General features: G+C 70.4%; 19 protein-coding genes and 2 pseudogenes. 9 read left to right on the top strand and 12 right to left on the bottom strand.

Annotated features, from left to right (window positions below; translation table 11 throughout):
- Positions 1-23: 23 nt before the first annotated feature.
- On the bottom strand, positions 24-1,517 hold the full coding sequence (locus tag K7G19_RS06080) for a SidA/IucD/PvdA family monooxygenase (RefSeq protein WP_226106427.1): 1,494 nt from the start codon (positions 1,515-1,517) through the stop codon (positions 24-26).
- Positions 1,518-1,817: 300 nt separating this feature from the next.
- Positions 1,818-2,699, bottom strand: a pseudogene (locus K7G19_RS06075) (LysR family transcriptional regulator); the annotation flags it as partial.
- A 387-nt stretch (positions 2,700-3,086) separates the two neighbouring features.
- Here K7G19_RS06075 and K7G19_RS06070 point away from each other — a divergent pair.
- Positions 3,087-4,688: a glycine betaine ABC transporter substrate-binding protein gene (locus K7G19_RS06070; RefSeq protein WP_226107033.1), complete on the top strand. Its 1,602-nt coding sequence runs from the start codon at positions 3,087-3,089 to the stop codon at positions 4,686-4,688.
- Here K7G19_RS06070 and K7G19_RS06065 read toward each other — a convergent pair.
- Complete coding sequence (locus K7G19_RS06065) at positions 4,679-5,770, bottom strand: porin (protein WP_149318768.1); 1,092 nt, start codon at positions 5,768-5,770, stop codon at positions 4,679-4,681. The genes K7G19_RS06070 and K7G19_RS06065 overlap by 10 nt on opposite strands.
- A 634-nt stretch (positions 5,771-6,404) precedes the next feature.
- Here K7G19_RS06065 and K7G19_RS06060 point away from each other — a divergent pair.
- On the top strand, positions 6,405-7,328 hold the full coding sequence (locus tag K7G19_RS06060) for a LysR substrate-binding domain-containing protein (protein ID WP_190286336.1): 924 nt from the start codon (positions 6,405-6,407) through the stop codon (positions 7,326-7,328).
- Here the strand turns inward: K7G19_RS06060 and K7G19_RS06055 are convergent.
- A complete protein-coding gene (locus K7G19_RS06055; RefSeq protein WP_187829235.1) occupies positions 7,304-8,626 on the bottom strand; it encodes an FAD-binding oxidoreductase in 1,323 nt (440 codons plus the stop codon). The genes K7G19_RS06060 and K7G19_RS06055 overlap by 25 nt on opposite strands.
- Before the next feature lie 224 nt (positions 8,627-8,850).
- On the opposite strand from K7G19_RS06055, the gene K7G19_RS06050 reads away from it, so the two are divergent.
- On the top strand, positions 8,851-9,852 hold the full coding sequence (locus K7G19_RS06050; RefSeq protein WP_187829234.1) for a tripartite tricarboxylate transporter substrate-binding protein: 1,002 nt from the start codon (positions 8,851-8,853) through the stop codon (positions 9,850-9,852).
- A gap of 80 nt (positions 9,853-9,932) precedes the next feature.
- Here K7G19_RS06050 and metC read toward each other — a convergent pair whose 3' ends face one another.
- The 3 genes from metC to K7G19_RS06035 are packed head-to-tail and all read right to left on the bottom strand — an operon-like array spanning position 9,933 to position 13,714.
- Positions 9,933-11,117, bottom strand: a complete 1,185-nt coding sequence (gene metC, locus K7G19_RS06045; protein WP_226106425.1) for a cystathionine beta-lyase — start codon at positions 11,115-11,117, stop codon at positions 9,933-9,935.
- Positions 11,118-11,139: 22 nt separating this feature from the next.
- Positions 11,140-12,120 (bottom strand): Bug family tripartite tricarboxylate transporter substrate binding protein, encoded by a 981-nt coding sequence (locus tag K7G19_RS06040; protein WP_370639518.1) that lies wholly within the window; start codon positions 12,118-12,120, stop codon positions 11,140-11,142.
- Between the two features lie 49 nt (positions 12,121-12,169).
- Positions 12,170-13,714 (bottom strand): rhodanese-like domain-containing protein, encoded by a 1,545-nt coding sequence (locus tag K7G19_RS06035; protein ID WP_226106423.1) that lies wholly within the window; start codon positions 13,712-13,714, stop codon positions 12,170-12,172.
- A gap of 126 nt (positions 13,715-13,840) precedes the next feature.
- On the opposite strand from K7G19_RS06035, the pseudogene K7G19_RS06030 reads away from it, so the two are divergent.
- The 4 genes and pseudogenes from K7G19_RS06030 to K7G19_RS06015 form a co-directional block, all read left to right on the top strand.
- A pseudogene (locus K7G19_RS06030) lies at positions 13,841-14,362 on the top strand (LysR substrate-binding domain-containing protein); the annotation flags it as partial.
- A 267-nt stretch (positions 14,363-14,629) separates the two neighbouring features.
- A complete protein-coding gene (locus K7G19_RS06025; RefSeq protein WP_226106422.1) occupies positions 14,630-15,961 on the top strand; it encodes a uracil-xanthine permease family protein in 1,332 nt (443 codons plus the stop codon).
- A 126-nt stretch (positions 15,962-16,087) separates the two neighbouring features.
- Complete coding sequence (locus K7G19_RS06020; RefSeq protein ID WP_226106421.1) at positions 16,088-17,587, top strand: amidohydrolase family protein; 1,500 nt, start codon at positions 16,088-16,090, stop codon at positions 17,585-17,587.
- A complete protein-coding gene (locus tag K7G19_RS06015) occupies positions 17,587-18,297 on the top strand; it encodes a sulfite exporter TauE/SafE family protein (protein WP_370639517.1) in 711 nt (236 codons plus the stop codon). The genes K7G19_RS06020 and K7G19_RS06015 overlap by 1 nt, the downstream gene beginning before the upstream one ends.
- Here K7G19_RS06015 and K7G19_RS06010 read toward each other — a convergent pair.
- Both K7G19_RS06010 and K7G19_RS06005 read right to left on the bottom strand, forming a co-directional pair.
- Entirely contained in the window at positions 18,283-19,389 is a 1,107-nt protein-coding gene (locus K7G19_RS06010; protein ID WP_226106420.1) for a LacI family DNA-binding transcriptional regulator, read from the bottom strand. The two genes, K7G19_RS06015 and K7G19_RS06010, sit on opposite strands and share 15 nt — an antisense overlap.
- 205 nt (positions 19,390-19,594) lie before the next feature.
- Positions 19,595-20,416, bottom strand: coding sequence for a methyltransferase domain-containing protein (locus K7G19_RS06005; RefSeq protein ID WP_226106419.1), 822 nt, complete (start codon positions 20,414-20,416; stop codon positions 19,595-19,597).
- 343 nt (positions 20,417-20,759) lie between these two features.
- Here K7G19_RS06005 and K7G19_RS06000 point away from each other — a divergent pair, with 343 nt between their 5' ends.
- The gene (locus K7G19_RS06000) at positions 20,760-21,113 is read left to right on the top strand and encodes a hypothetical protein (protein WP_149318755.1); all 354 of its coding nucleotides are present in this window, start codon (positions 20,760-20,762) and stop codon (positions 21,111-21,113) included.
- Between the two features lie 34 nt (positions 21,114-21,147).
- On the opposite strand, the gene K7G19_RS05995 is transcribed toward K7G19_RS06000, so the two are convergent.
- Together K7G19_RS05995 and K7G19_RS05990 are read right to left on the bottom strand one after the other, a co-directional pair.
- The gene (locus tag K7G19_RS05995; protein WP_226107032.1) at positions 21,148-22,362 is read right to left on the bottom strand and encodes an NAD(P)/FAD-dependent oxidoreductase; all 1,215 of its coding nucleotides are present in this window, start codon (positions 22,360-22,362) and stop codon (positions 21,148-21,150) included.
- 226 nt (positions 22,363-22,588) lie between these two features.
- Positions 22,589-24,031, bottom strand: coding sequence for a PLP-dependent aminotransferase family protein (locus K7G19_RS05990; protein WP_226106417.1), 1,443 nt, complete (start codon positions 24,029-24,031; stop codon positions 22,589-22,591).
- 391 nt (positions 24,032-24,422) lie between these two features.
- Here K7G19_RS05990 and K7G19_RS05985 point away from each other — a divergent pair, with 391 nt between their 5' ends.
- Positions 24,423-25,175 carry an NADPH-dependent F420 reductase gene (locus K7G19_RS05985; protein ID WP_226107031.1) on the top strand — a complete coding sequence of 251 codons (753 nt, stop codon included), beginning with the start codon at positions 24,423-24,425 and terminating at the stop codon, positions 25,173-25,175.
- Positions 25,176-25,185: 10 nt separating this feature from the next.
- Here K7G19_RS05985 and K7G19_RS05980 read toward each other — a convergent pair whose 3' ends face one another.
- Positions 25,186-26,130, bottom strand: coding sequence for a hypothetical protein (locus K7G19_RS05980; protein WP_226106415.1), 945 nt, complete (start codon positions 26,128-26,130; stop codon positions 25,186-25,188).
- Positions 26,131-26,150 lie beyond the last annotated feature (20 nt).

Below are 26,150 nucleotides of genomic sequence, written 5' to 3'. Positions count from 1 at the left end.
CAGTGGCCCATTCATCGGCCCATTCATCGGCCGGGCTGCGAAGGCGGCGGCGCCGGCGTCCATTCGTCGCCATACAGCTCCGGTTCGGCATAGGCCTGCAGCGCGGCGAAATGCGTCTCGACGTCTTCCTGGTACAGCAGCGCGGCGATGCCCTGGCCCAGCCGGCGCGCGCCGTCGCTGATCGCCGGGATATCGCCGGAGATCGTGCCGTGCGACAGCGCGGCCGGATAGCAGAAGCAATGCACGCGCGACAGGCCGGGGCAGGCACCGGGTGTCTTCTCCTGGAATTCGAACACCGGGCCGAGGTCGGGCGAATCGCTCAGCTCCTGATCGTCCTGGCCGGCGGGCGGCTGGAAGCGGTCGCGCCACAGGCGTATCTGCGGCGCGATGACGGAGAACTCGGGGCGCGCACCGAAATCCACGCGGAACCCCGTCGACAGCAGCAGGAAGTCGAGCTCGAACAGGCCCTTGGCGGTGTGCACGTGCAGCGTGTCGCCGCTGACGTCGCTGCGGACGTCGCTGTGGACCTCAATTCGCTCGATCGGGCAGCCGACATGGAAGCGCGCGTTGTCATGGCGCGAAACGCGCAGCGTGCTGCCGCGCGGCGGCGGCACCTGTTCGCTGTTGATGTAATGGCGCAGCCGCCATTTCCACTGGTCGGGCAGCCCGTAGTGGCCGTGCGTCAGGCCGGGATTGCCCGAGCCCTTGCTCTTGTTGATGCGCGGAATCTCGGCGCGGCGGATCAGCAGGTCGACGCTGGCCGCGCCGGCCTCCAGCGCGGTGGCGGCGCTGTCCATCGCCGATGCGCCGGCGCCGACCACCCCGACGCGCTTGCCGCGCAGCACGCGGTAATCCATCGGATCGGACGAGTGCGCCCACAGATGGCGCGGCAGGTCCTGCGCGAAGGCCGGCAGCAGTGCGCCGCCCAGGCCATCGCGGCCGGTGGCCAGCACCACGCGCCGCGCCATCACGCGCAGCGGACCGGCGGGCGTCGTCATGCGCAGCTCGACCAGGCCGTCGGCGCGCGGCACCACGGTATCGACGGTGTGCTCGTTGGCGACGTCCAGATCGAGCACCTGCCGGTACCAGCGCAGATAGTCCATCCATTGCAGGCGCGGAATCTTGTCGAGCGCGTCCCAGGCCGCCGTGCCGAACTGTGCCTCGTACCAGGCGCGGAAGGTCAGGGCCGGCAGGCCCAGCGCCGGGCCGGTCAGCTGCTTGGGCGAACGCAGGGTCTCCATGCGCGCGGTGGTCGCCCACGGCCCTTCGAAACCGGCCGGCGCGCGGTCGAAGATGCGGGCCTGGATGCCCAGATGCTTCAGCGTCGCGCTGGCCGCGAGGCCGGCCATGCCGCCGCCGATGATGGCGACGTCGAGCACCGGCGCGCCGTCGAACTGGCGCGGCGGTACCCAGGGCTTGGCGGGCAGGTCGAGCCAGGCGAGGTCCTGGCGCAGGCGGGCTTCCAGCGCGGGCAGGCCGCTGGGAGCGGGGGAGAGGGTGGATTCGGTGGTGGACATCTGGGACATCTCAGGCGGACATCAATCGTTCTGTCGGGATGGAGCGCGCTGGGCCAACTGGTCTGCCTGGGCCGCCTGGGCAGATCGGGTGGGTTCGGCTGCGTGGGCGGATGGGGCCGGCTGGGTTGGCTGCTGGTGTCTACGCGCGCCGGTGCGGGCGGACTCGCGCGCGGTGGCGTCGGCAGTGCGGTCACCGGAGCCGCCGCTGTCGTTGCTGCCCGCGTCGCGGCCGGGGTTGCTTCCCGTTTCGTACTGCGCCACCAGGCCGTCGCCCTCGCGGGCGTCGCGCCGGACGAAGCCCGGCAGCAGCCGCGCCGCGGCCAGCGCCAGTTGTTCGGTCAGGCTCTGCACCGCCGGCGTCGGCGGCCGTCCCTGCGGCGTAATCACGCAGAAATGGAAGGGGATCGGCACGTCGATCGGCCGCACGGCCACGCCGTCGACCGGCATGCCATACGCCGTGACGGGCTCGAGCACGGCAAGCCCGAGGCCGGCGCGCACCAGGGCCAGCGCGTTCAGCGAGGTATTGGTATCGATCCGGCGCGGCACCGCAATGCCGGCGTCCTGCAGCGCCCGGTCCACCAGCTGGCGCAGGCGGTAGGGGTTCTGCATCGTCACCAGCGCGCGTTCGGCGCAGGCGGCCAGCGGCACGGTATCGGCCGCCGCGAGCGGATCGTCGGCGGCCAATGCCGCCACGCATTGCACCTCGCCGATCCAGTGCACCGCCACGCCGCGATGCTCGAGCGGCAGGCTGGTGACGCCGACTTCGGCGGCACCCGTCAGCACCGCGTGGACGACCTTCTCGGGCGAGGCGCTGTGCAGATGGATCTGCGCGGGCAGCGCCGGATCGGCGGCAAGCGCGGCGGGCACCAGGCCCGCGGCCAGCGCCGGGGTCGCCACTACATTGAGCGAACGGCTGCCCTCGCGGCCGATTACCGCGGCGCTGGCGCGGATCTGCTGCATGCCCAGCAGCACCGGCTCGACTTCCTCGTACAGCAGGAAGCCGCGCTCGGTCGGGCTGACGCGCGGGCCGCTGCGAGCGAACAGCGCGAAGCCCAGTTCGCTCTCCAGCTCCTGGATCGAGCGCGTGATCGCCGGCTGCGAGCGGCCCAGCAGGCGCCCGGCGGCGGTCACGCTGCCGGTCGACATCACTGCGGCGAAGGCTTCGAGCTGGCGGATTTCCATGGTTCCGGGCGGCAATCTGGCTGACGCGGCACGCATGGCCCTGACTCAAGGCACGCGGCGAACTATGCGTATATCGCATTCTTGCGCGCTTATGATACCGAATGCAAATACTATTTCGGCATACGCTTCTGCCGCCCGGCGCCGATGCCGGGCTGGCCGGCGGGTGCGTCCCGACGGCGGGTCGCTATCATGGGCCGGTCGTGTGCCTGGAGAGACGGGATGAGGCAATCATGCGGCCGGGCTTCCGGCACGCTGCGGAGACCGCTGTTGGGGCGGCTGTTGAAGCCGCCGCGAGGATCGCTCTTGCGGCCGCTGCGGGGACCACTTTTGAAGCCGCTGTGGCGGCCGCTGTCGGGCCTGCTGGTCGTGTTGGCCCTGTTCTGCGACATGCCGCCCGCCGGCTGGGCGCAGGGCGATTCGTCCGCCGTTCCCGCCGCTCCCGCCGCCAATGCCCCGCTCAAGATCGGCTCGAAGCGCTTCACCGAGTCCTATGTCCTCGGCGAAATCCTGACCCAGACCGCGGCGACCGCCGGTCCCGCCCGCCATCTGGCCGGGCTCGGCAATACCGCGATCGTGTTCGCCGCGCTGCGCGCCGGCAGCATCGACCTGTACCCTGACTACACCGGCACCGTCGCGGCCGAGCTGCTGAAGCTGCCGGCCACCGCGACGCTGGCGCAGATCAACGCGGCCCTCGCGCCGCTGGGGCTGGGCGCGGCGGTGCCGTTCGGCTTCCAGAACACCTATGCGATCGCGGTGCGCGGCGAGGGCGCCACGGGCGGCATGGGAGGCGCGGGCGACAAGAGCGCCCACGCCGCTGCGGCGGGCGGTGAGGCCGGCTCCGGTCGCATGGGCGGCAAAAGCGACCAGGCCGCCGCCGCGCCCGCCAGCCTGCGCACGCTGTCCGACCTGGCCCAGGCACCGGCACTGCGGCTCGGCCTGTCGCACGAATTCCTGGGCCGCGCCGACGGCTGGCCCATGCTGGCCAGTCGCTACGGCCTGCCGCAGCAGCCGGTCGGGCTGGACCACGGCATCGCCTACGAAGCGTTGGCGGCCGGACAGGTCGATGCGATCGACATCTATTCCACCGACGCCAAGATCCGCGCCTATCGCCTGCGCGTGCTCGACGACGACCGTCGTGTGTTTCCGCGCTACGACGCCATCGTGCTGTACCGCCTTGATGTGCCGCGGCGCCATCCCGCCGCATGGCGTGCGATCGCCGGGCTGGAAGGCCGCATCGACGGCGAGCGGATGATCGCGATGAACGCGCAGGCCGAACTCGACGGCGCCAGCTTCGCCTCGGTGGCGCGGGGTTTTCTGCAGGGCGATGGCACGGCGGCGGACAAGCGGGCAGGGCTGCTCGGCGCCTTGCTGGGGCCGGACACCTGGCGGCTGACCCGCCAGCATCTGGCGCTGGTGGCCGGCGCGGTCGGAGCCGCGGTGGTGGTCGGTGTGCCGCTGGGCGTGGTTGCCGCGCGCCGCCGGCGGCTGGGGCAGGTGGTGCTGGCCATCGCCGGCATGCTGCAGACGGTGCCGTCGCTCGCGCTGCTGGCGGGGCTGATTCCGCTGCTCGGCCGCATCGGGCTGTGGCCCGCGATGGTCGCGCTGTTTCTCTACGCCTTGCTGCCGATCGTGCGCAATACCTGCACGGGGCTGCAGCAGGTGCCGGCCGGGCTGTCGGACGCGGGCCGCGCGCTGGGGCTGACCGCGCGCCAGCGCCTGCGCCATGTGGAACTGCCGCTGGCGCTGCCGGTGATTCTGGCGGGCATCAAGACCGCGGTCGTGATCAGCGTCGGCACGGCGACCGTGGCGGCCTTCGTCGGCGCCGGCGGCTATGGCGAGCGCATCGCCACGGGCCTTGCGCTCAACGACGACACGCTGCTGCTGGCCGGAGCGATTCCCTCGGCGCTGCTCGCGCTGCTGGCGCAGGGCATCTTCGAGGGCATCGAGCGCTGGCTGCTGTTCCGCGGCCAGCGCAACGCTCAGAAGTGATGACGCATGCCGACCATCACGCCGACGCGCGTGGTGCTGTCGACATCGAGCGCGGGCGTGCCGGCCCAGTACTCGGTCTCGCGCCCGACCGCGCCACCGCGCGCTCGCGCGGCATCGGCCTCGACATAGACGTGGGTGCGCCTGGACAGCGCGTAGTCGGCCACCACCGCGACACTGTCGGCATTGCCGCTGCCCAGCGGCACCGGCACGTCCTGGAACTGCGTGGCCACGTTGCCGTTCTGCCAGTAGCGGTAGTAGGCGCCCGACAGATGCAGCGCCGGCGTCAGCTGATAGCCGAGCCCCGCGAAGGCAATGGCGTAGCGCGCATCGCTGGCCGATTCCCGCCGGCCCATATGGCCGACGAAGGCCTTGGCCTTGCCGAACGCATACGAGCCGCCGACCGTGTAGTTGCGCACCGTGCCGCTGCCATCGTCGTTCTTGCGCTGGTCGTAGGCGACGCCGAACGCGACCGCTCCCTGCTGGTACAGCGCGCCGCCGCCCAGCGTGGTGCCGCGGACCATGCTGCCGGGCTGCTCGCCGGCGCCGTAGTCCAGTTGCACGGTCAGCGGGCCCATCGTGCGCTGGTACACCACGCTGTTGTTGATGCGGTAGTCCTGGATGAAGATGTCGCCGCCCAGGTACAGCGGGTCCGACCAGAAGTTGCCCCAGCCCTGGTCGAGCGGATTGAAGGCCCAGCCGATATTGTTCAGCGCGTTGTACTGGCGCCCGAAGGTCAGGCTGCCCCAGTCGCCCTTCAGGCCGACATAGGCCTGCCGGCCGAACAGCGCGTTGTAGCCCAGGCGGCCGTCGTCGCTGCCGACGCCCGCTTCGAGCTGGAAGATCGCGTGATTGCCGCCGCCGAGGTCTTCGTCGCCCTTGATGCCGAAGCGGCTGCCGACCATGCCGCCGGAAACCAGCGCGAGCTGGTCGTTGCGATGGCCGTCGAGGTTCGAGGTGTAGCGCACCGCCGAACTGACGATGCCGTACAGCGTGACGCCGGGCTCCGCATGCGCGGTGCCGGGCAGGGCGGCGACGGGCAACAGCCCGGCCGCCAGCAGCCAGGGGCTGGCTGTCTTCTTCATGGATTGTCCTCCGAGGTCGGACCCGTCCGACGCGCACGGCGCCGGCGGACCCGTCAGGCCGATGGCCTGCGGTACCAGTCCCGCGCGGGCACGCGGGTCGTCATCGGGACGTGCGCGGTGGCGCGTGTCCCGGGCGAAGGTCGAGATGGGCGACGTTGCCTTGCTGGCGGCGAATGCCGGCAGTGGAGCCGGGCAAGCCTGTGCGATGCCGGACGGTCCGGCGCCGCGGGAGTGGGCCCGAGGGCCTTGTGGCTGGGTTCGCCGGCGCCCACCTCGCGCGTCGTTCCGGCTCGTGCAGGGCGGACGGTGAAGGCGTGTTCCGGGTCGTCCCCGGTACGGCGAACGGGCGGTAGTTTACCTGCTTTGCCGAGCCGGCCCGAAAAACGCGGTCCTGGGGACCGCGTGACGGGCGCCATTGGCCGGCGAAAACTGTCCTGGCGAACGCCCTCGCGGCACCGCTGAAATGTGATGTTTAAATAATTTTTGTGAAAGTGGGCTAAATTTAATCGGTAAACAGCTTCGATTAAACGCCGAGGAGCGCGAGTGACAGCCCGATCGCAGCTCTCCGCGCCGTTCTGCGATGTGCCTCCACCCGGCCGAAGGCAGCAGGCCACCGGCCATTCCCGGTACCGTCATGCGAAGAAAACTCAGTTTCCGCCATATCGAAACGGTCCACGCGATCATCCTGACCGGTTCGGTGACGGGCGCGGCCACCCGCCTGCATGTGACGCAGCCCGCGATCAGCAACGTGTTGCGCGACGCCGAGGAGCGCCTTGGCTTCCTGCTGTTCGATCGCCGCGGCGGGCGGCTGGTGCCGACGCCCGGTGCGGACATGCTGTTCGAGGAAATCGAGAAGTCCTTCATCGGTCTCGATGCCATCAACGCCTTCTGCCAGCGCATCGAGCAAGACCAGCGCCAGCGGATTTCGATCGCGTGCACGCCGGCCTTTGGCGCGACCGTGCTGCCTCGGCTCGCCGCCACCTATGCGCGGCAGTATCCCGATATCTTTTTCTCCGTGCATTCCCGCGTCGCGCACCATGTGGCCGCCTTGATCGGCTCGCGCAAGGCGGACATCGGCTTCGCGCTGGAGGTGCCGGATATTCCGGGCGTCGACAGCGAACTGCTGGCCGAGCTGCCGATGCTCTGCTACCTGCCGCCTGGCCATCGTCTCGCGCGCCAGGCGGTGGTGGAGCCGAGCCAGTTGCTCGATGAGCCGATGATCTCGCTGTCCCGGATCGAGGGCATCGAGGACGTGGTGGAGCGGCTGTTCGAACCCTGCGGCGCCATGCCGGTACCGGTTGCCGAATGTCCCGCGGCCATCTCGGCGTGCGGCATGGTGGCCGAGGGCCTGGGCTTCATGCTGTTCGATGGCCTGCCGGCGCAGCTGTTCGGGGCATCCCGCCTGAGCGTGCTGCCGCTGTCGTCGTCGCGCCGGCTGTCGTACCGCGCCTACTGGCTGAAATCGCGGACGCAGGAGCTGCAGCCGCGCGCGCTGATCGAACTGGCCCGCGACATCCTGCTGCGGATGGGAACTCAGGAAAAGCGCGAGAGCCGGTAGGGCGACGGGTCGAGCGCGCACGGCACGCCGGCCACGCGCGCGGCCATCAGCCGGCCGGTCATCGGCGCGCCCGTCAAGCCGGTGTGGCCGTGGCCGCAGGCGAGATACAGGCCCGGATGCGCCGGCAGCTCGTCGATGATGGGCACGCTGTCCGGCGTGGAAGGGCGCAGGCCAAGCCAGACGCTCGCGCCCCGCGTATCGATGCCCGGGAACAAGCGGCGCGCGGCGGCCAGGATCGCCTCGGTGCGGCGCTCGTCCGGCGGATGGCGCAGCCCGGCGATCTCGACGGTGCCGGCGAAGCGCAGGCCGCCTTCCATCGGCGTGACGGCGACCGCCTGATCCTTGTAGATGAAGGGCACCGGCACTGCCACGCCGGGGTTCGGCAATTGCACGTGATAGCCCCGTTCGGCCTCCAGCGGCAGGCGCACGCCCAGCGGATCGAGCAATTCCCCGGAGAAGGCGCCGGCCGCCACCACCACACGGTCGGCACGGTCGTCTCCCTGATGGGTCCACAAGCGGAAGCCGCCGTCGTGGCAAGGCTGCAGCCGCTGCACGCGGCGCAGGCGGATCTTGCCGCCTTCGCGCTCGAACTGGCTTGCCAGCGCCTGCGTCAGCCGCTGCGGATCGATCGCGTGCGCATGCCGCGGAAAGCGGATGCCGCCTCGGACGTGATCGGCCAGGTCCGGCATCAGGGCCTTCAGCTGGGCCGGCGTCAACGGCTCCGTGGCGACGTCCTGTTCCTGCCGCAAGCGCGCGACGAGCCGATCGGCGCGCGATGGCGGGCGCTGGGCCGACCACAGGTGCAAGTGCCCTCGAGCCTGGATCACCGCGCTGGCCGCGGCGTCGCCCAGCAGTTCGCGGTAGCCGTCCAGCGCGGGCGCATGCAATGCGCGCAGTGCGCGCGCGGCGCGCTCGACCTGCTGCGGACGGCTGGCACGCACCCATGCGCGCAACCATGGCGCGGCGGCCAGCAGCCGCGGCGGATGGATCGCCAGCGGCCCATGCCGGTCGAGCAGCCACTTCGGCAGCTGCCATACCATGCCGGGCAGCGCGATCGGAATGCAGCTGTCCACGCTGATCAGGCCCGCATTGCCGAACGACGCGCCGCCGCCGGGAGGCAAGGCGTCGTAGAGGACCACATCGCGGCCCAGGCGCCGCAACGACAGCGCGATGCACAGCCCGACGATGCCGGCGCCGACGACGGCGATCCTGGCCGAAGCGGCCGGGCGGCTGGGCGCGGATTGCGGCCGAGGCGGAACAGCGGTGGTCGAGATGGTGCAGGGCGATGACAGGGACATGGGTCGGAACGATGAGTCGGCGGAAATACGCCTCGCCATCATGCGGCACCGCCTCGCCGTCCCGCCATTTCGGATTCGTGATGGCGCATTCATAACCGTGATTCGACATTCCCGCCGGGCTTGACCATGATGACCTGGCGTCGCCGCAGGGCACGAGCACACCAGCACGCGAGAACACGACACACGACACACGAGCACACGAGACACGACAGGGGAGACCAGGCATGTCGAGCAATGCAACACGAGCGGGGCGCCGTCGCGCCATTGGCACCATTTCCGCGCTGGCCGCGGGCTGCATCCTGGGTTTGGGTTCGCCGGGACAGGCCCGTGCCGAGGCGCCGGCCCGCTTTATCGTTCCGTTTCCCGCCGGTGGCGCGGCCGACGCGATGGCGCGCGTGCTGGTCGACCGGCTGAAGGACCAGCTGAAGCAGCCGGTGATCGTGGAAAACCGCCCCGGCGCCAGCACCCGGGTAGCCGCCGAAACGTTGAAGCAGGCGGCGCCCGATGGCAATACGGTGCTGATGACGCTGTTCGACACGATGGTCATCGCACCGCTGGTCTACCGCAATCTGCGGTACGACCCCGACAAGGACTTCGCGCCGATCACCGAGGTGGCTGCGCTCGACTATGGCATCGCGGTCAGCGGAAGTTCGCCTTACCGGACGCTGGCAGACTACGTCAAGGCGGCCCACGCGAATCCCGCCGCCGCCACGCTGGGCGTATCGGGACTCGGATCGGTGTTGCACTTCCTCGCCTTCGATTTCACCCGCCAGACCCGTGTCGACATGTCGATCGTGCCGTTCCAGGGCGGGCCCGCCATGGTCACCAATCTGGTGGGCAACCAGATCGGCTCGGCGATCGACGGGCTCGGCGTCTTCGTCGAGCAGCACCGCGCCGGCAAGGTGCGCGTGCTGGCCGTATCGGGCAAGCAGCGCAGCAGCCAGCTTCCCGATGTGCCGACCTTTGGCGAACAGGGTTACCCGTCGCTGCTGGCCAGTTCCGGTTATGCGCTGTACGCGCCGGCCGGTACGCCGCCCGCGCAGATCGCGCGCTGGAACACGGCCATGCGGGCCGTGCTCGCCCAGCCCGACGTGCAGGCACGCATTCGTGCGATCGGATACGAGCCGCAGCCAGGCTCGACGCCGGCACAGGTGGTCGAACGCAGGAAGCGCCTGAGCGAACATTGGACGCCCATCGTCCGGACCTCGGGGTACAAGGGGGATTGAGCGCGATTGCGGGCGACCAAGAGCGACCAAGAGCGACCAAGAGCGAGCGACGGCGGGCGGCTACGCGGCCGTCCTGCAGTTCATCGGCCCATCGCCGCCAGCCCCTGCTCGAGATCCGCGATCAGATCGCGCGGATCCTCGAGCCCGACATGCAGCCGGACGATCGGCCCGCGGCCCGACCAGTCGCCGACGCTGCGGGCGCGCTTGACGTCCGACAGCGTCGCCAGGCTTTCGTAGCCGCCCCAGGAAGCGCCGATGCCGAACAGCGTCAGGGCGTCGATGAAGCGTTCCGCGGCGGCAAGGTCGTGACTGCGCAGTTCGAACGACAGCAGGCCGTTGGTGCCGGTGCAATCGCGCTGCCACAGCGCGTGGCCCGGATCGGCGGGCAGCGCGGGGCAGAACACCGTGGCGACCTCGGGGCGCTGCGTCAGCCAGTCGGCCACCGCCAGCGCGTTGGCCTCGTGCATCGCCAGCCGCGGCGCCAAGCTGCGGATGCCGCGCAGCACCAGATAGGCATCGTCGGGGCTCACCGCGATGCCGAAGCTGTCGGCCAGCGTGGACAGCGGTTGCCAGGCGTCCTCGGTGGTCGTCACCGTACCCATCATCACGTCGGAATGCCCGGACAGGTATTTGGTCGCGGCCATGATTGAGACATCGGCGCCGAGCGCCAGCGGCCGGTATTGCAGGCCGGAGCCCCACGTGTTGTCGGCCACCAGCAGCAGCCCGTACCGCCGCGCCAGCGCCGACAGCCGGCGCAGGTCGCACATCTCGTAGACCAGCGAGCCCGGGCATTCGGCGTACAACATGCGCGTGGCGGGCTCGATGCGGGCCTCGAGGTCGCTGCCGTCGGCGGCGTAGAAATCGACGCGGATGCCGTGATCGCGCAGGAAGGTGTCGGCCAGATGGCGCACCGGCTCGTAGACGCAGTCGGCCATCAACACATGGTCGCCGGGGCGCAGATAGGCCAGCAGCGTCATGCCGATCGCGGCGAGCCCGGTCGGATACAGCCGCGTCCGGTAGCCGCCTTCGAGCGCGCAGACCGCGTCCTCGAGCGCGAAGCTGGTCGGCGTGCCGCGCGCGCCGTAGGTGAACAGGCGTTCCTCGCCGCGCCGTGCGCGTGCCTCGCGCTGCTGCGCCACCGTGTCGAACAGCACCGTACTGCTGCGCACGACCGGCGGATTGACGGGGCGGCCGCCCGGATAGTCGAGCGCCTTGCCGGCGTGGATCAGCGTGGTCAGCGGCGAATGTTGGATGGGATCGGGCATGGCGTCAAAGCGGCATCGGCAATCAGTCGATCTTCGCGCCCGACAGCTTGACGATGCGCGACCACTTCGCGATATCGCTGTTGAGCTGCGCGGCAAAGGCCTCGGGCGTGCTGGCGACGACCTCGCTGCCGCCGTCGTGGATCAGCTTGACGACCTCGGGCGACTGCAGCACCCGCACGATCGAGGCGCGCAGGTAGGCGACGCGCTCCGGCGAGGTGCCGGCCGGCGCGAAGATCCCGTACCAGTCCTCGAAGCTGGTGTTCTTGTAGCCGAGCTCGTCGAGCGTCGGCACCTTGGCGAACACGCCCAGGCGCTTGGGGCTGGTCACCGCCAGCACGCGCATCTTGCCGCTCTGCACCAAGCCCGCCACCGACGACGTCGAGGTGATCAGCGTCGCCACCTGGCCGCCGAGCAGATCGGTGATGGCCGGACCCGCACCCTTGTACGGCACGTGCGTCAGCGCGATCTTGTGGTCCTTGTCGAGCACCACGCCGACCAGATGCGACAGCGTGCCGTTGCCCGGCGTCGCGTAGGTCAGCTTGCCCGGCTCGGCCCTGGCCTGCGTGACCAGGTCGGCGAAGGTCTTCAGCGGCGAATCGGCGGCGACGACGATGGCCAGCGGCGCGGCGTTCAACTGCGTGATGGGCGTGAAGCTCTTGATCGGATCGAAGCCCGCCGACGAGTACAGCGTCGGATTGACCGCCATCAGCGACACCTGCGAGGTCAGCAGCGTATAGCCGTCCGGCTTGGTCTCGGCCACCAGCTTCGCGCCGATATTGCCGCCCGCGCCGCCGCGGTTGTCGACCACCGCGGGCTGGCCCGTGATGGCGGCCAGCTTGTTGGTGACGATGCGCGTGATCGCATCGTTGCCGCCGCCGGCGGGGAAGGGCGAGACGAAGCGGATCGGCTGGCTCGGATAGCCGCCGACCGGCGTCAGCGGCTGCGCGCTGGCGGTGGCGAGGGGGACCGCGGTCAGGTGCGCCGCGGCCAGCAGGCCGAGCATCGACAGGGATATGGTTCTTTTCATGGGGACTCCTCCAGGCGTGGTGGTACTACGGCAGGCGGTAGCTGCCCAGCTCGGCGTCATCGAGCTGGGAGATCAGGTTGGTTTCCCACGCCAGGTACTGGCGCGCGGCGGCCTTGTTGCCGTCGTGGCGGTCGTGCACGAAGAACAGGTAGTCGATGCAGTCGCGGTCGGCGGGCTCGTTCGGCGAGGCCGACAGCGGCAGGCCGGCGGCGGTCCAGGCGGACATGCCGCCGTCGAGCACGCGCGCCAGGCCGCGTTGCTGCGCGGGCAGCGACAGCGCGGCGGCCGCGGCGATCTGCGGCTGATCGGCGATCAGCACCAGCGGGCGGGTCTCGCCGACCACCGCCTGCGCCAGGCGCGGGCGGATCGACCAGCGCGCACCAGGAACATGCGCCTTGCGGTAATCCATGCTGGCGCGCAGATCGATCGCGACGACCTCGCCGCTGTCGACCGCGCGAGCCAGGCGCGCCGCATCGAGGGTCGGCAGCGCGGGCAGCGCGGCGGGGGCCGCCAGCCCGGTCAACGCCAGGCCGCTGCGCAAGCCGTCCGCCAGCACATGGGCGTCGTGCCCCAGCTGCCGCAGCCAGCTCGCCACCACCGGCGCACGCACGCCGTCGTCATCGAACAGCACCAGCCGCGCGCCGCGCACGCCGACGTATTGATCGGTGGCCTGGATCAGCTGGCCGCCGGGCGTGTGTTGCGCGCCGGGCAGCGTGCCGCGCGCGAATTCCTCCGGCGTGCGCACGTCGCACAGGAACAGCGTGCGCGTGGCGTCGCGGGCCCAGCCCTGCACGGTCGCGGCGTCGACGGTGGCCACGCCGTGGCGCTCGGCCAGCCGCGCCGCCGCCGCGCGCATCGGTTCGAGCGTGCTGGTGTCCGTCTTCTCGGGATAGTGCCGGTCGTTGCCGTGCTCGAGCTGGTAATCGGCCAGATACCAGCCCTGCGTGCCGTTCTCCAGCGCGTAGACCGGATTGGGGATGCCCAGGTTGATCAGCGTCTGCGCGCCGATGATGCTGCGCGTGCGTCCCGCGCAATTGATCACGATCGGCGTGTCGTGGTCGGGCACCAGGTCGCGCAGCCGGTAGGCCAGCTCGCCGTTCGGGCAGCAGATCGCGCCGGGGATATTCATCTTGCGGTATTCGGACAGCGGCCGGCCGTCGAGCACCACCAGCTTGTCGCCGCGGGCCTGCATCGCATGCAGCTGCTCGGCGCCGATGCGGGGCGTATGCAGCTTGTGCTCGACCAGCTCGCCGAAGGTCTTCGATGGCACGTTGACGCCGGCAAACAGCGCATAGCCTGCCGCGGCCCAGGCCGCGGTGCCGCCGCGCAGCACGTGCACGTTGGTGTAGCCCGCGGCGCGCAGCGCGGCGGCGGCCGGCACGGCGACGCTCTCGTCATGGTCGTAGACCACCACGCGCACATCGCGGCGCGGCACCAGGCGGCCGATCTCGAGCTCGAGGCGGCTGTAGGGCAGCGGCACGGCGAGGAACAGATGCGATTCGCCGTACTGGCCGTGCTCGCGCACATCCAGCAGGGCGATCTCGGCGCCGTCGTGCAGCCAGGCCTTCAAGGTCCGGGCATCGACGTAATCGGCCGCGCGATCGGTGGCGCGATCAGTGGCGCGAGCGGTGACGGCATGGGTCGCGGAAGCTGGAATGGAATCGGGCTTGGAAGCGGGATTGAAATCGGTCACGGAATCGGGCGCAGCCCCTTCCTGATGGAATCGCTGCGCCGGGGCGAGATCGACCTGACGCTGTCGACGCGCAGCGATCCGGCGCTGGAAGGCGTGGTGCTGCGGACCTCGCCGACCGTATGGATCTGCGCGGCCGACTACGTGCACGACATCTCGCGGCCGGTGCCGCTGATCCTGGCCGACGAGCCCAGCCTGTTCCGCCGGCTGGCGCTGGAGGCGCTGGAACTGGCGCAGGTGCCGTGGCGGCCGGGCTATCTGGCGCCGAACCTGATCGGCATCAAGGCCGCGATCCGGGCCGGCCTGGGCGTGACCGCGCGCAGCATCGAGCTGCTCGGGCCCGATATGCGCGTGCTCGGCGAGAACGACGGCATGCCCCGCCTGCCCGATGTCGCGTACTACCTGTGGATGCGTCCGGACGTGATCAATCCGGCCACGCGGCAGGTCTACGAGATGCTCAAGTCCACGCTGGGACTGAATGCCACGCTGGGACTGAATGCGAGCGCGGCCGGACCTTCGCCGGCCTGATTCTGTCGCGCATTCCCGTCACGACCTTCGCCGGCCCGCAGCGCAGGGCAACACAGCCGATACCGCTGGTTTCGAACGCCCGCTTGCATGGCCGCGGGCCTTCGCATAGACTAACCAAAACGTTTTGGTTACGCGGTTTTTTATCATTCAGCGGCGAAATACGCACAGACGGGCGCATAGACGCATAGAGGCATGAAGGCAGCGGCGCGGCTCACCGATCGCGCCACTCGCCAACACACGCCGCTGCCATCCAAGGAGGAGATCCCCATGACCCAACCCGCTCCCGCGGCCGTCGACGAGGTATTGCCATGGCGGCGGCTGTTCGCCTTCGGCATGCAGCATGTGCTGGTAATGGCCGCATCGCCGATTGCGTCCGTGTTCCTGATGAGCAAGGCGCTCAATTTTCCGGCCGCGCTGGCGATGCAGCTGCTCAGCGCGACCTTCGTGATCTGCGGCCTGGGCACCTTGCTGCAATCGTTCGGGCCCAAGGGCATCGGCGCCCGGCTGCCGTTCATCATGCTGCCCGGCGGCGCGCCGATCGTGCTGTTCATCCTGATCGCGCAGCAGACCGATGTGCAGACGGCGGCCGGCGCGGTGATCCTGACCGGCGTCTTCTATTTCCTCGTGCTGCCGGTGTTTCGGCGCTGCCTGCGCTATTTCCCCGCGGCGGTGGTCGGCACCATGCTGCTGCTGGTGGCGATCAATCTGGCGCAGGTCTCGGGCAAGCTGATCGCCGGGCAGCCCGGTACGCCGGGCTTCGGCGCGCCGATGAACCTGCTGCTGGCGTTCGCGACGATCGCCTTCACCGTGCTGTTCTCGCGCGTGCTGACCGGCATGCTGGGGCAGCTGGCCATCCTGCTCGGGCTGCTGGGCGGGGCGCTGGTGGCGGTGGGCATCGGCGCCTTCCACAGCGAGCATCTGTCGCTGTGGCCGGTGCTGGCGCTGCCGTCCGCGTTGCCGTTCGGCATGCCGAAGTTCGACCTGATCGCGGCGATTCCGCTGATGGTGTTCTCGATCGTGTCGATGGTGGAGGCGACCGGCCAGACCATCGCGATCGGCGATGCGGTCGGCAAGCCGATCGACGAGCAGCGCGACGTGCCGCGCACGATTCGCGGCGACGCCTTGACGTCGCTGCTCGGCGGGCTGTTCGGCACCTCGCTGATCATCACCAGCGGCGAGAACATCGGCATCGTGCGGGCGACCGGCGTGCGCTCGCGCTTCGTCACCGCGGTATCGGGCGGCATCCTGGTGGTGTTCGGGCTGCTGGCGCCGGTGTCGTCGCTGATCGCCGCGATTCCGGAGGCCGTGGTCGGCGGCACCGGGCTGATCGTGTTCTGCATCGTCGGCACCATGGGCATCGACATGCTGCGCAAGGTGGACCTGCGCGACCACGCCAACATGTACATCGTCGCGGTGGCGGTGGCGGTCGGGCTGCTGCCGATCCTGGTGCCGGGCATCTATGCCAGCGTGCCGGCCAACATCCGCATCCTGGTCGGCAACGGCGTGGCGATGGGCGCGATCACGGCGGCGCTGATGAACTTCCTGTTCTTCCATACCGGGCTGCGGCGCGGCATGGAGAAGGTGCCGGTCGCGCATTGAGTCGCTCATTGAGTCGCGCCTTGTAGTCCGCAGGTTTTTTACCCCTCTCCCGCAAGCGGGAGAGGGAGCAGTCATCCGCTTATCTGGCCATGCCGCCGCCTGCATGCGCCGCAACTCGTAGAACGTATGTCGCTTTCTTCCTCCGCTTTCCCCGCTCCCTTCACTGATCGCTTCACCGATCCGTCCGCCGATCCAGACCGCGCCGCGCTGCGCCCCGCGTCCTTCGACCGCCCGCAGGTGCTGCTGCCCGAATGGACGCTGCTGCGCGACGGCATCGTGCGCGACCACGCGATCGTGGTGCAGGACGGCCGCTTCGCCGCAGTCGGCCCGGCCGCGCAGATCGCCGCGCAATTCCCGCATCTGCCCACGCTGTCGTTGCCGCGCATGCTGCTGATGCCGGGCATGATCGATACCCATCATCATCTGACGCAATCGTTCGGCAAGTCGCTGGTGTTCGGCGAGCCCTCGGAGATTTTCCGGCGCGTGTGGGTGCCGCTGGAGGGCAGCCTGACCGAGACGCATCTGTACCTGTCGTCGAAGCTCGCCGCGCTCGAGGCGCTGCGCGGCGGCTTCACGACGGTGTGCGATGCCGGCACGCGTGCCGATGCGGGGCTGGAGGCGATCGCGCAGGCGGTCGGCGAGGCCGGCGTGCGCTGCGTGCTGGGCCTGATCTGCAACGATCGCCCCGGCGGCCAGACCCTCGACGCCGCGCCGATCCTGCGCCGTGCCGAGCGCCATCTGGCGATGTACGACGATCATCCGCTGGTGGTGCCGTCGCTGGCGATCTCGATTCCCGAGGTGGCCAGCGACACGATGCTGCGCGACGTCTATCGGCTGTGCGAGGAAGCGGGCCGCGTCTTCCAGACGCACGCCAACGAACATCTGGTCGCCGTGGAGCGTTCGCTCAATGCGCGCCGCCAGCGGCCGATCGAACATCTGGAGGCGGTCGGCGCGCTGGGCCCGGCCGCGCTGCTGGCGCACGCGACGCTGGTGACGCCGCACGAGATCCGCCTGCTGGCCGAGCGCGGCGCGGCGGTGGCCTACAACCCCGTCGCCAGCGCCTGGAAGGGCAATGCGGTGGCGCCGGCCGAGACCATGGCGACCTTTGGCGTGCGCCTGGGGCTGGGCACCGACGGCACCCGCAGCGACGGCTTCCGCCTGCTCGACTATGCCGAGGCGGCGCAGCGCTTCGCCTTCGGCATCGGCGTCGGCGACTCGTCCTGCGGCGCCGGCTGGCGCTGGCTCGACATGGCGACGTACGACGGCGCCGATGCTGCCGGCCTGGGCAACGTCACCGGCGAGATCGCGGCCGGCAAGCAGGCCGACTTCCTGCTGGTCGATTGCGATGTACCGGAGATGACGCCGTCGTGGGACCTGAGCTGGGAGCTGGTGCGGCTGGCCAATCGCGACCAGATCCGCGGCGTCTTCGTCGACGGCCGGCTGCGCCTGTGGGACGGCTGGCCGCTGGACTGGGATGCGCGCGCGCTGATGCGCGAGATCCGCCAGATGGCCGAGCAGACCATCGCCAACGCGCCGATCACCAAACTGCACGATCCGGCCGACGTTCACCGCGCCGCCAATCGTGCGTCGCGTCCCAAGGCGGCGAAGGGCGGGGCGCAGGCATGATGTTCGATACGACGATGCTGAGCGTCTGGCTCGCCGTGTTCGCCGGCGCGCTGGTCCAGGGCACCACCGGCATGGGCTTCGCGCTGATCGTGGTGCCGGTGCTCGCGCTGGCCGCGCCGGCGATGCTGCCCGGTTCGCTGCTGATCGCGATGCTGCCGCTGAACGCCTATGTGGCCTGGCGCGAGCGGCATGCGATCGATCTGCGCGGCGCCGGCTGGATCAGCGCCGGACGGCTGGCCGGTACCTTCGGCGGCCTGTGGGTGCTGGTGGCGGTGCCGATGGCCTGGCTCAATGCGCTGGTCGGCGGCAGCACGATCCTGGCGGCCGTGGTGTCGCTGATTGCGCCGGCATTCACGCCCGGCAAGATGACCTTCGCCTCGACCGGCCTGATCACCGGCGTGACCGAGACCGCCACCGGCGTCGGCGGCCCGCCGCTCGCGCTGGCCTACCAGCATGCGCCGGTGGCCACGCTGCGCGCGACCGTGGCGCTGTGCTTCCTGGTGGGCGAGATCATCTCGCTGATCGTGCTGGCGGTGGGCGAGCGGCTGGACGCGCCGCAGTGGCACTACGCGCTCGGCATGCTGCCGGTGCTGGGCGCCGGCATGCTGGCCAGCCATCTGGTGCACCGGCGCATCAACCAGCGCATGCTGCGGATCGGCGTGCTGGTGTTCGCGCTGGTATCGGGACTGGTGGTGCTAGTTCGGGGCTGACGTCGCGGGCCTGGCGGACGTCACCGAGCCCGCGGAGGTCGCCGACATAGCTGACGTAGCCGACGATTCGCGCGGCACCAACTCGGGCAGCGGCGCCGCCACGGACGCACGTTCGCGCCCGCCCGAGATATGCTCGAACAGCAGTTCGACGGCCAGCGACGCGACCCGTTCGAGATGCAGATTGACCGCGGTGATCGGCGGCTGGTGGCTGCGCGCGCGAATGCCATCGTAGCGGGTCACCACCATCAGGTCCTGCGGCACCCGCTTGCCGAGCGATTGCGCATGCGCGATCGCGCCGACCGCGAAGGCATCGACCGGCGCGCATAGCGCATCGATGTCCGGCTGCTCGCGCAGCAGTGCCGCGCAGGCGGCGGCGCCACCCGCTTCGCCTTCGCTCTCCTGCGCGGTGACGATATGGCAGGGCAGGCCCGCCGCGGCCACGAAGGCGCGATAGGCGCGCTCGGTCTCCACATAGGACTGGCGCGGCGTCGCGCCGATCAGCAGGCCGATGCGGCGCCGGCCCTGCGCATGCAGATGCTCGAGCAGCAGCCGCGCGGTGTATTCGGATTGCAGATCGACGAAGGGCACCGGGTCTTCGGTTCCCGGCTCGCGGCCGATCGACACGATGCTGACGCCGCGCTGGCGCAGCAGCGCGATATGCGCGTCGTTGGCGACCGGCTCGATGACGATCGCGCCATCGATGTCCAGGCTGTCCAGCAGCCCGCCCGCGCCCTCCAGCGGCGGCACCAGCACGACGCCAAGGCCGCGGCCCAGCGCCGCTTCGGCGGCGATTGCCGCCACTTCCATCATGAAGCCCAGCCGCGAGGTGCCGCCCGCCACCGCGAACGGCATCGACGACACCAGCGCGATGCTGTTGGCGCGGCCCGAGCGCAGCCGCTGCGCGCGCACGCTGGGCCGATAGCCAAGCTGCTGGGCGATCTGCTTGACCCGAGCGCGCGTGGCCGGATCGACCACGCCGCGATCGTTCAGCGCATGCGATACCGTCGTCAGCGAGACGCCGGCCTCGCGGGCCACGTCATGGATGGTGATGCGTCGGTGCGGGGCGGATGCGCTCGGCCTCGGGTCTTTCATGCGTTGTCGGTGACGGAGCAGGGTAGCGGTGAAATGCCGCGCGGGAAGCGACGTCGCGGCGATCGCCTCGACGATGCGCGCGTTCGCGCCGCCTTCGATCGGCGCGGTGGCAAGCATACACCAGCGATCGCGCCGCGCCGCCGCCATGCCGCCATCATGCAGCCCGCGCCGTCATGCAGCCCGCGCCATCATGCAGAGCGCGCCATCATGCGGTCACCGCGATCACATGCGCCGATATCCGGCCCTCGATCGGTCCTTCGCCGAACTGGCTGCGCAGCGCGGCCTCGCAATAGTCGGTGGCGCGTTGCATCGCATCGCCGCCGCGCGCTTCGAACTCGGCGCGCATCGGCGTCGCCTGGCAGAAGCCGACCGCCGGCACGCGGGCCGACTGGGCCTGGCTGCGCTTGCCTACCGTGTCGAAGCTGGGTGCCGAGGCAAAGCCACCCGCGCGCAGGTCGCGTTCGATGGCGTCGCGCTGGTGGTAGCCATGCGGGGTCCGGGCCATGAAGTCCGGCGGCGAGTCGGGAAAGCACTCGGCCAGCGCGCGTGACACCGCGTTGGCGAAGTCGTTCTCCTCGATGCGGTCCCAGACATTGAACAGGAACGCACCGCCGGGCCGCAGTACGCGGCGCGTTTCGGCGAAGGCCCTGGCCTTGTCCGGGAAGAACATCACGCCGAACTGGCACACCACCAGATCGAAGCTGCCATCGTCGAACGGCAATTGCATCGCATCGGCCTGGCGCCATTCGGCCACGCGGCCGCCGAGGCCGGCCGCCTCGGCACGCGCCAGCATCGGCGCGTTCAGGTCGCTGACGACGAGTTCGGCCTCGTCGGGCAGCACCCTGGCCATCGCGCGCGTGACCACGCCGGTGCCGGCGGCGATCTCGAGCACGCGGGAAGGGCGCCGCTCGCCCACGCGGCGGGCCAGGTCGTCGGCATAGGGCTGGAAGATCATCGGCACGAGATATTGCTCGTACAGCTCGGGAATCGGGCCGGTGAACAGCTTGTCGGCATTCGGTGTGGTCATGGCGGTCTCCTGGCAGGCTGCGGGGGCAGGGCGCCCGCCGCTTCAGTTGGCCTGCCAGTCCATGCTAGACGGCGATCACGGCCGGGGCGGCTCGCCCGCGGGACCTTCCGGCGAAATGCGCAGGCGGCGCGGCTTCCCCGAGGCGGGCGCGCGGCACGCGACCCAGATCTGTGCTTTTGTGCTCGCTTTGTTCGTTCTCGGGCGCGAGGCAACGCGCGGGACTTTGGCTGCCTGACCCGGCTGCATACGATCCGGCGCATCGCCATGCCGAGTGGCTGAGCGATCGGCGCACAGCGTCGTTCCAACCATCGTTCCACCAATCCATTTGCTCAGGAGCCTGATCTTGCAGACCAACCGTACTCCGCTGCTTCCGCCTCACCTTGCCGTCAACCTTGCCACGCTTGACCTTGAGGACGATCACCATGATGGCTACGGCTTGTTTCGCGAAACGCGCATCGCCATCGACACCGATGCAGGGCGGGATGGCGCCCGCCTCCATTGGTGCCTCGCCCATCCCAAACTGGCCGGCGGGCTGGTCGGTACCGTCGCCTTCGGCCTGGTAGCCGGCGCGAGCGGCATCACCTTCGCCGCCACGCATGACTGGCTCGCCGCGGCCGCCGTATTTGGGCTCGGCAACACCCTGATGGGCTGCGCGGGGAGTTGCATCCTGAACTACATATCGCGGTCGAACGGATGAGCGGACGCCGCCCGCCAACGCGGCGCCCTGACGGCTACCCGGCCTTTGGGTGATACCCCGGCTCCGCCATCTCGAACGCCGTTCCCCGGTGCGCCAGCGGCGGATAAATCCACTGCCGATTGATCTGCCGCTTCAGCGCCTTGGCTTCCGCACCGGCGAGCTGGACGTCGCGCTGCCACCCTTGGGTCAGTACCGCACCCCACGGACCGAGGTCCAGGCAGGTGACATAGCGCGGCTGGGCATACGGCGTCGCCGGGACGCCCAGCAGATCCGTCATCGCGTTGTTGCCGGCGACCCGGCCAAGCGGCATCGCATGCTGGCAGGACATCAGCGTGCGGTGGCCCGCTTCATCGGTCAGGGCGCTCGCGGCATCGCCGGCGACGAACACGCTCGGGACGCCCGGCACGCGCAGGTCGCGATCGACCAGCAGCCGTCCGGCGCGGTCGCGCTCGGCGGGGATCTGCTGCGTCAGCGGCGTCGCCGTGACGCCGCCGGTCCAGATGACGGTGGCGGCATCGATCCGCTTGCCGTCACTGAGCGTGATGCCGTGGGCGTCGACCGCCGTTACCGCGACGCCCAGCCGGCGTTGCACCCCCAGCGCGTCGAGCGCCTGCTCGATGACGGGACGCGGCCCGGGTCCGAGATCGGGACCGATGGCATCCGCCTGCTCCACGACTATCACGTGTACTTCGCTGTCGTCGCCGAGCGCGGCACGCAGGCGCGCCGGCATTTCGGCGGCGGTCTCGATGCCGGTGAAGCCGCCGCCGGCCACCACGACCGTATTGCGCGCCGTCGACCACGGCCGCTCGGCCAGCGCGGACAGATGCCGCTCCAGTGCGACCGCGTCTTCGCGCTGATCGACGCTGAAGGCAAACCGGGACAGGCCGGGCAGCGCCGGCATCGCCAGACGGCTGCCGGCGGCGAGCACCATCCGGTCGTAGCGAATTTCGCTGTACCGGCCTTCGCCATCGCGCAGCGCGACGCGGCCGGCGGCGGTGTCGATGGTGTCGGCCCAGCCGGCGATGAAGCGCACGCCGACGGTGTCGAACAGCGCATCGAGCGGCGCCGCCATGCGCGCCGGCGCGCTCTCATAGAGACGCGGCCGCAGCGTGATGGCGGCTTCGGGCGCCACCACCACGATCTCGATGGCATCCGGCGCGACGCCGTGGCGATCGCGCAGTCTGGCGGCGGCCAGCGCCGCATACATGCCGGCAAAGCCGGCTCCGACGATAACGACTTGCTTGTTCATGACACCCCACGATTGGCAACGACGGAGGATCCGTCCGGATCGACAGGTGGGGATGGTAGGGGGCGGGGGGCCGGCGGGAACAGTACCAAGATCTGAGCAAATGCAGGCACCATCGAATGCCTGCACATTGCGCGTCCGGCTACGGTATCGGCGCACGGCATCGCCGCAGCGTGCTGCAGCAGGCTGTTACGGGGTTCTGCTGACTGCCAGGGACTGCTGCGAGGGCTCAGCGCATCTCGGCCAGCAATGCCATCAACGTGTCGCAGGCCGGCTCCAGCCGCGCCTCGCTCAGATTGGTGACGCCGAGCAGCAGGCCGCGCTGCTGCGGGTGCCGCCCGGGGTCGGCATACCAGCGCGAGACGGCGGAGGGCGCGATGCCGCGCCGCACCGCTTCGGCCGCGATCGCCCGATCGTCGCAGTGGGGCGGCAGCCGAAGCCGCACGGCCAGCCCGGCCATCGCATCGACGTCCGCCTGCGGGCCCGGACGGGCGTCCAGGAGGGTCCGCAGAAGGCCGCGCAGCGCATCGCGCCGCTGTGCATACAGCGCCTTCATATGCCGCAGATGGCGCAGATAGTGGCCCTCGGCCATGAACTCGGCAAACGCCAGCTGTGTCGCCAGGTTCGGCGCGGGAGCCAGGCAGCCGGCCACCTCGGCGAAGCGTTCCGCCAGCGGCAGCGGCGCCACCACGAAGCCCAGCCCCAGCGCCGGGCTCATGGTCTTGCTGAACGTCCCGATATGGATCACGCGGCCGTGCCGATCGGTCGCCGCCAAGGCCGGTGCCGCGCGGCCCTGCAATTGCAGTTCGCTCAGATAGTCGTCCTCGACGATCCACGCCTGCGCGCGGGCGGCCCAGCGCAGCAGCGCCTGGCGCCGTGCGGGCGACAGCGGCACGCCCGTCGGCGCCTGCTGCCCGGGCGTGACCACGGCGAGCGCCGCCTCGGGCGCCAGCGCGAGGCCGCGTTCGACATCGAGCCCGTGCGCGTCCACCGGGATCGGCACCGCGCGCAGCCCGGCCAGTTGCAGGCCGGTCCGCGTGACCATATAGCCCGGCTCTTCGATCCAGGCGGTGCGGCCGGCGAGTTGCAGCGCGGCCAGCGTCAGCCCCAGCCCGCCGCGATAGCCGGCGGTCAGCACGATCTGGTCAGGCACGCAATGGATGCCGCGCGCGATCGCCAGATAGCTGGCCAGTTGCGAGCGCAGCGCCGCCGCGCCGCGCGGATCGGGATAGGTGACCGGCGACATCGCGCCGGTACGCAGCGCCCGCGCCCGCAGCCGGGACCACAGCTTGGCCGGGAACGCGTCCTGCGCCGGCACGCCCATCTCGAACGGCAGCGGAAGCGCGGAGAAGTCGTGGAGGAGGCCGCTCAGCGGCGCGTTCAGCGCCGGCGCCGGCGCGGCTGCGGACTCGGTTCGCGCCGGCTGGGCGGCGACGCGGGTACCGGCTGCTCCGGCCGCGACCACCAGCCGCTCGTCGATCAGCCGTTCATAGGCGCTGCGGACGGTGCCGCGGCCCACGCCAAGCCGGGCCGCGAGATCGCGCCACGAGGGCAGCCGCGCGCCGGGCGCCAGCCGCCCGTCGCGGATCGCCAGGCGCAGATTGCCGGCGATCTGCGCGCTCAGGGGTTCGGATGACAAACGGTCGAGGCTGACGTCGAGACTGGAGTCCATGCGGGAAAAATCGATCGGCGTTGCATCGCCGGCTGGCGGGACAAGGCGGCGTTGGACAGGCATTCTAAGCCGCAGCGCTGGCGGCAACGGCATGGAGGCCACCGGCAATTTGACCTAGAGTGGCCACAGTAGCCGCGGTCAGGGCAGCGTTCACGCCGCTCTTCCCGCCACCGCTTGCCGCTTGCCGCTTGCCGCTTGCCGCTTGGAGGACATTGCCATGGACCGCCCGTTATTGCGTCGGCTTCCGCGCCTGCTGCGGACGCGCTTGCCGGCACAGTTGCCGATCCATTTGCCGACTCGGTTAGCGCCCCCATTGAGGCCATCGAATCCATTGCCGCTGCCGCAGCGCCCGGATGCGCACCGGCGGCGGCTGCTGGCAGTCGGTGGCGCGATGCTGCTGCCGGCCGCATTGCCCGGCCTCGCCTCGGCGCAATCCGCGTCACCTTCACCTTCACCTTCGCCGCAGCAGTCGGTGCCCCGTCCATCGGGCAGCAAGCCGATGCAGATCGGCGTGATCGGCAGCGGCCGGATCGGTGGCACGGTCGGAGGGCTATGGGTCAAGGCCGGCTATCCGGTCTTGTTCTCGTCGCGGCATCCGGAACAGCTCAAGCCGCTGGTCGATGGCCTGGGGCCGCAGGCCCGGGCGGGCACGGTGGCGGAGGCGGTCGCTTTCGGTGACGTGCTGTTCGTTGCCGTGCCCTACGGCGCGCTGCCTGAGATCGGCAAGGCGCATGGCCGCGGGATGGCCGGCAAGGTGGTGCTGGACGCCACCAACGCCTATCGCCATCGCGATGGCGCCGCGGGCGAGGATGCGCTGGCCAACGGCATCGGTCCGACCACGTCGAAATACCTGCCGGGGGCGCGCATCGTGCGCGCCTTCAATTTCACCAGCGCCAGCGATTTTGCGACCCGGCACCATCAGGAACCGCGGATCGCGATACCCATCGCCAGCGACGACCGGGCCGCGCTCGACACCGCCTCCGAACTGGTGCGGGCCGCCGGCTTCGAGCCTGTCGTCATCGGTCCGTTGAAGATCGCCGACAGCTTCGCGCCCGGCGGGCCGCTGTTCCGGCAGGTCGGCAGCGCCGAGGAACTGCGGCAGAAGGCGAGGGCCGCAGTGCCGGCGCAGCCTGCCGGGCGCTAGCGCTCGGCGATCACAGCCGATACAGCGACGCTGGCGAGCCCGCCGGCGGGCTCATCAGATTGCGCACGGTGACCTTTGCCAGCAGGTTCGTCCGCGCCGCGTCGCTCAATTGACCGCCGTGGATCAGTGCCATCGCCTTGTCCTGGATACCGGCGGGCGGCTGCGGCCACGACAGCCACTCGGCCAGCCAGGCGGCCTGCAGATCCGCCGGCATCGCTGCCAGCCCTTGCTCCATGGCGCAGACCAACGAAGGCGAAGCGTCCGGGCGCAGCGCGAGATGCGCGGCTTGCTCCAGCAGCCCCGCGCGTGCCGTTGTCCTGCCGGCCACCTGCGGCCGCTCGGCGTCGCCGAGGACCGAGGCGAGACGCCCCCGCAACGTGTCGTCCCGCGGAAGATTCGGGCCGGCGAGGTACCGCGCAATGCTGGCCGCCAGCGTTTCGGCCGACGTGGTGTCGCGCCGGTTGACGAGGCCGCCCGCCCGCTCGACGTCCTGGATCAGGCAGTTGCTCAGCCGGAACTGATGGCTTTCCAGCAGCGTGCCAAGCAGATCGCGCGGATGTGCGCCCGGATCTCGCTGCCTTTCCTGCTCCAGCGCCTGGAATACCGCGTTCAGTCGGAGAATGTCGGGGCGCGGTTCGAGCGCGACGCGCGCTTCGCCGGCGTCTAACTCCAGTAGAGGTAATCCGCGTGCCGCCGCGGGATTGGCGCCGGACTCAAGCGGGAATGGAAGGGAAATGGCCTGCTGGGGCGCGGCGGCGCCCGTCGAAGAGGTGTGCATGGGAGAAGTAGGGAGGTGAGCGTTGAGGGAGGAGCCGCGGCGTGCCGGCTGGCGTGCTGCTGCGCCGCCACCGCGGTCCGGCTCGTGTCCGCGACGCGGACCGCGCGATTCTGGCCAGCCTCGCCGCAGCGCGCTTCCGATTTGCGGCGCGGACCGCAGGAAGCGTGCCTCGCTCAAGCCGCCATGCCGCCGGCCGC

This window comes from Cupriavidus sp. DB3, assembly GCF_020418465.1.
Classification (GTDB): domain Bacteria; phylum Pseudomonadota; class Gammaproteobacteria; order Burkholderiales; family Burkholderiaceae; genus Cupriavidus; species Cupriavidus cauae.
Note: the sequence above shows the minus strand (reverse complement) of the source record. Positions and strands in the feature narration are given on the sequence as shown.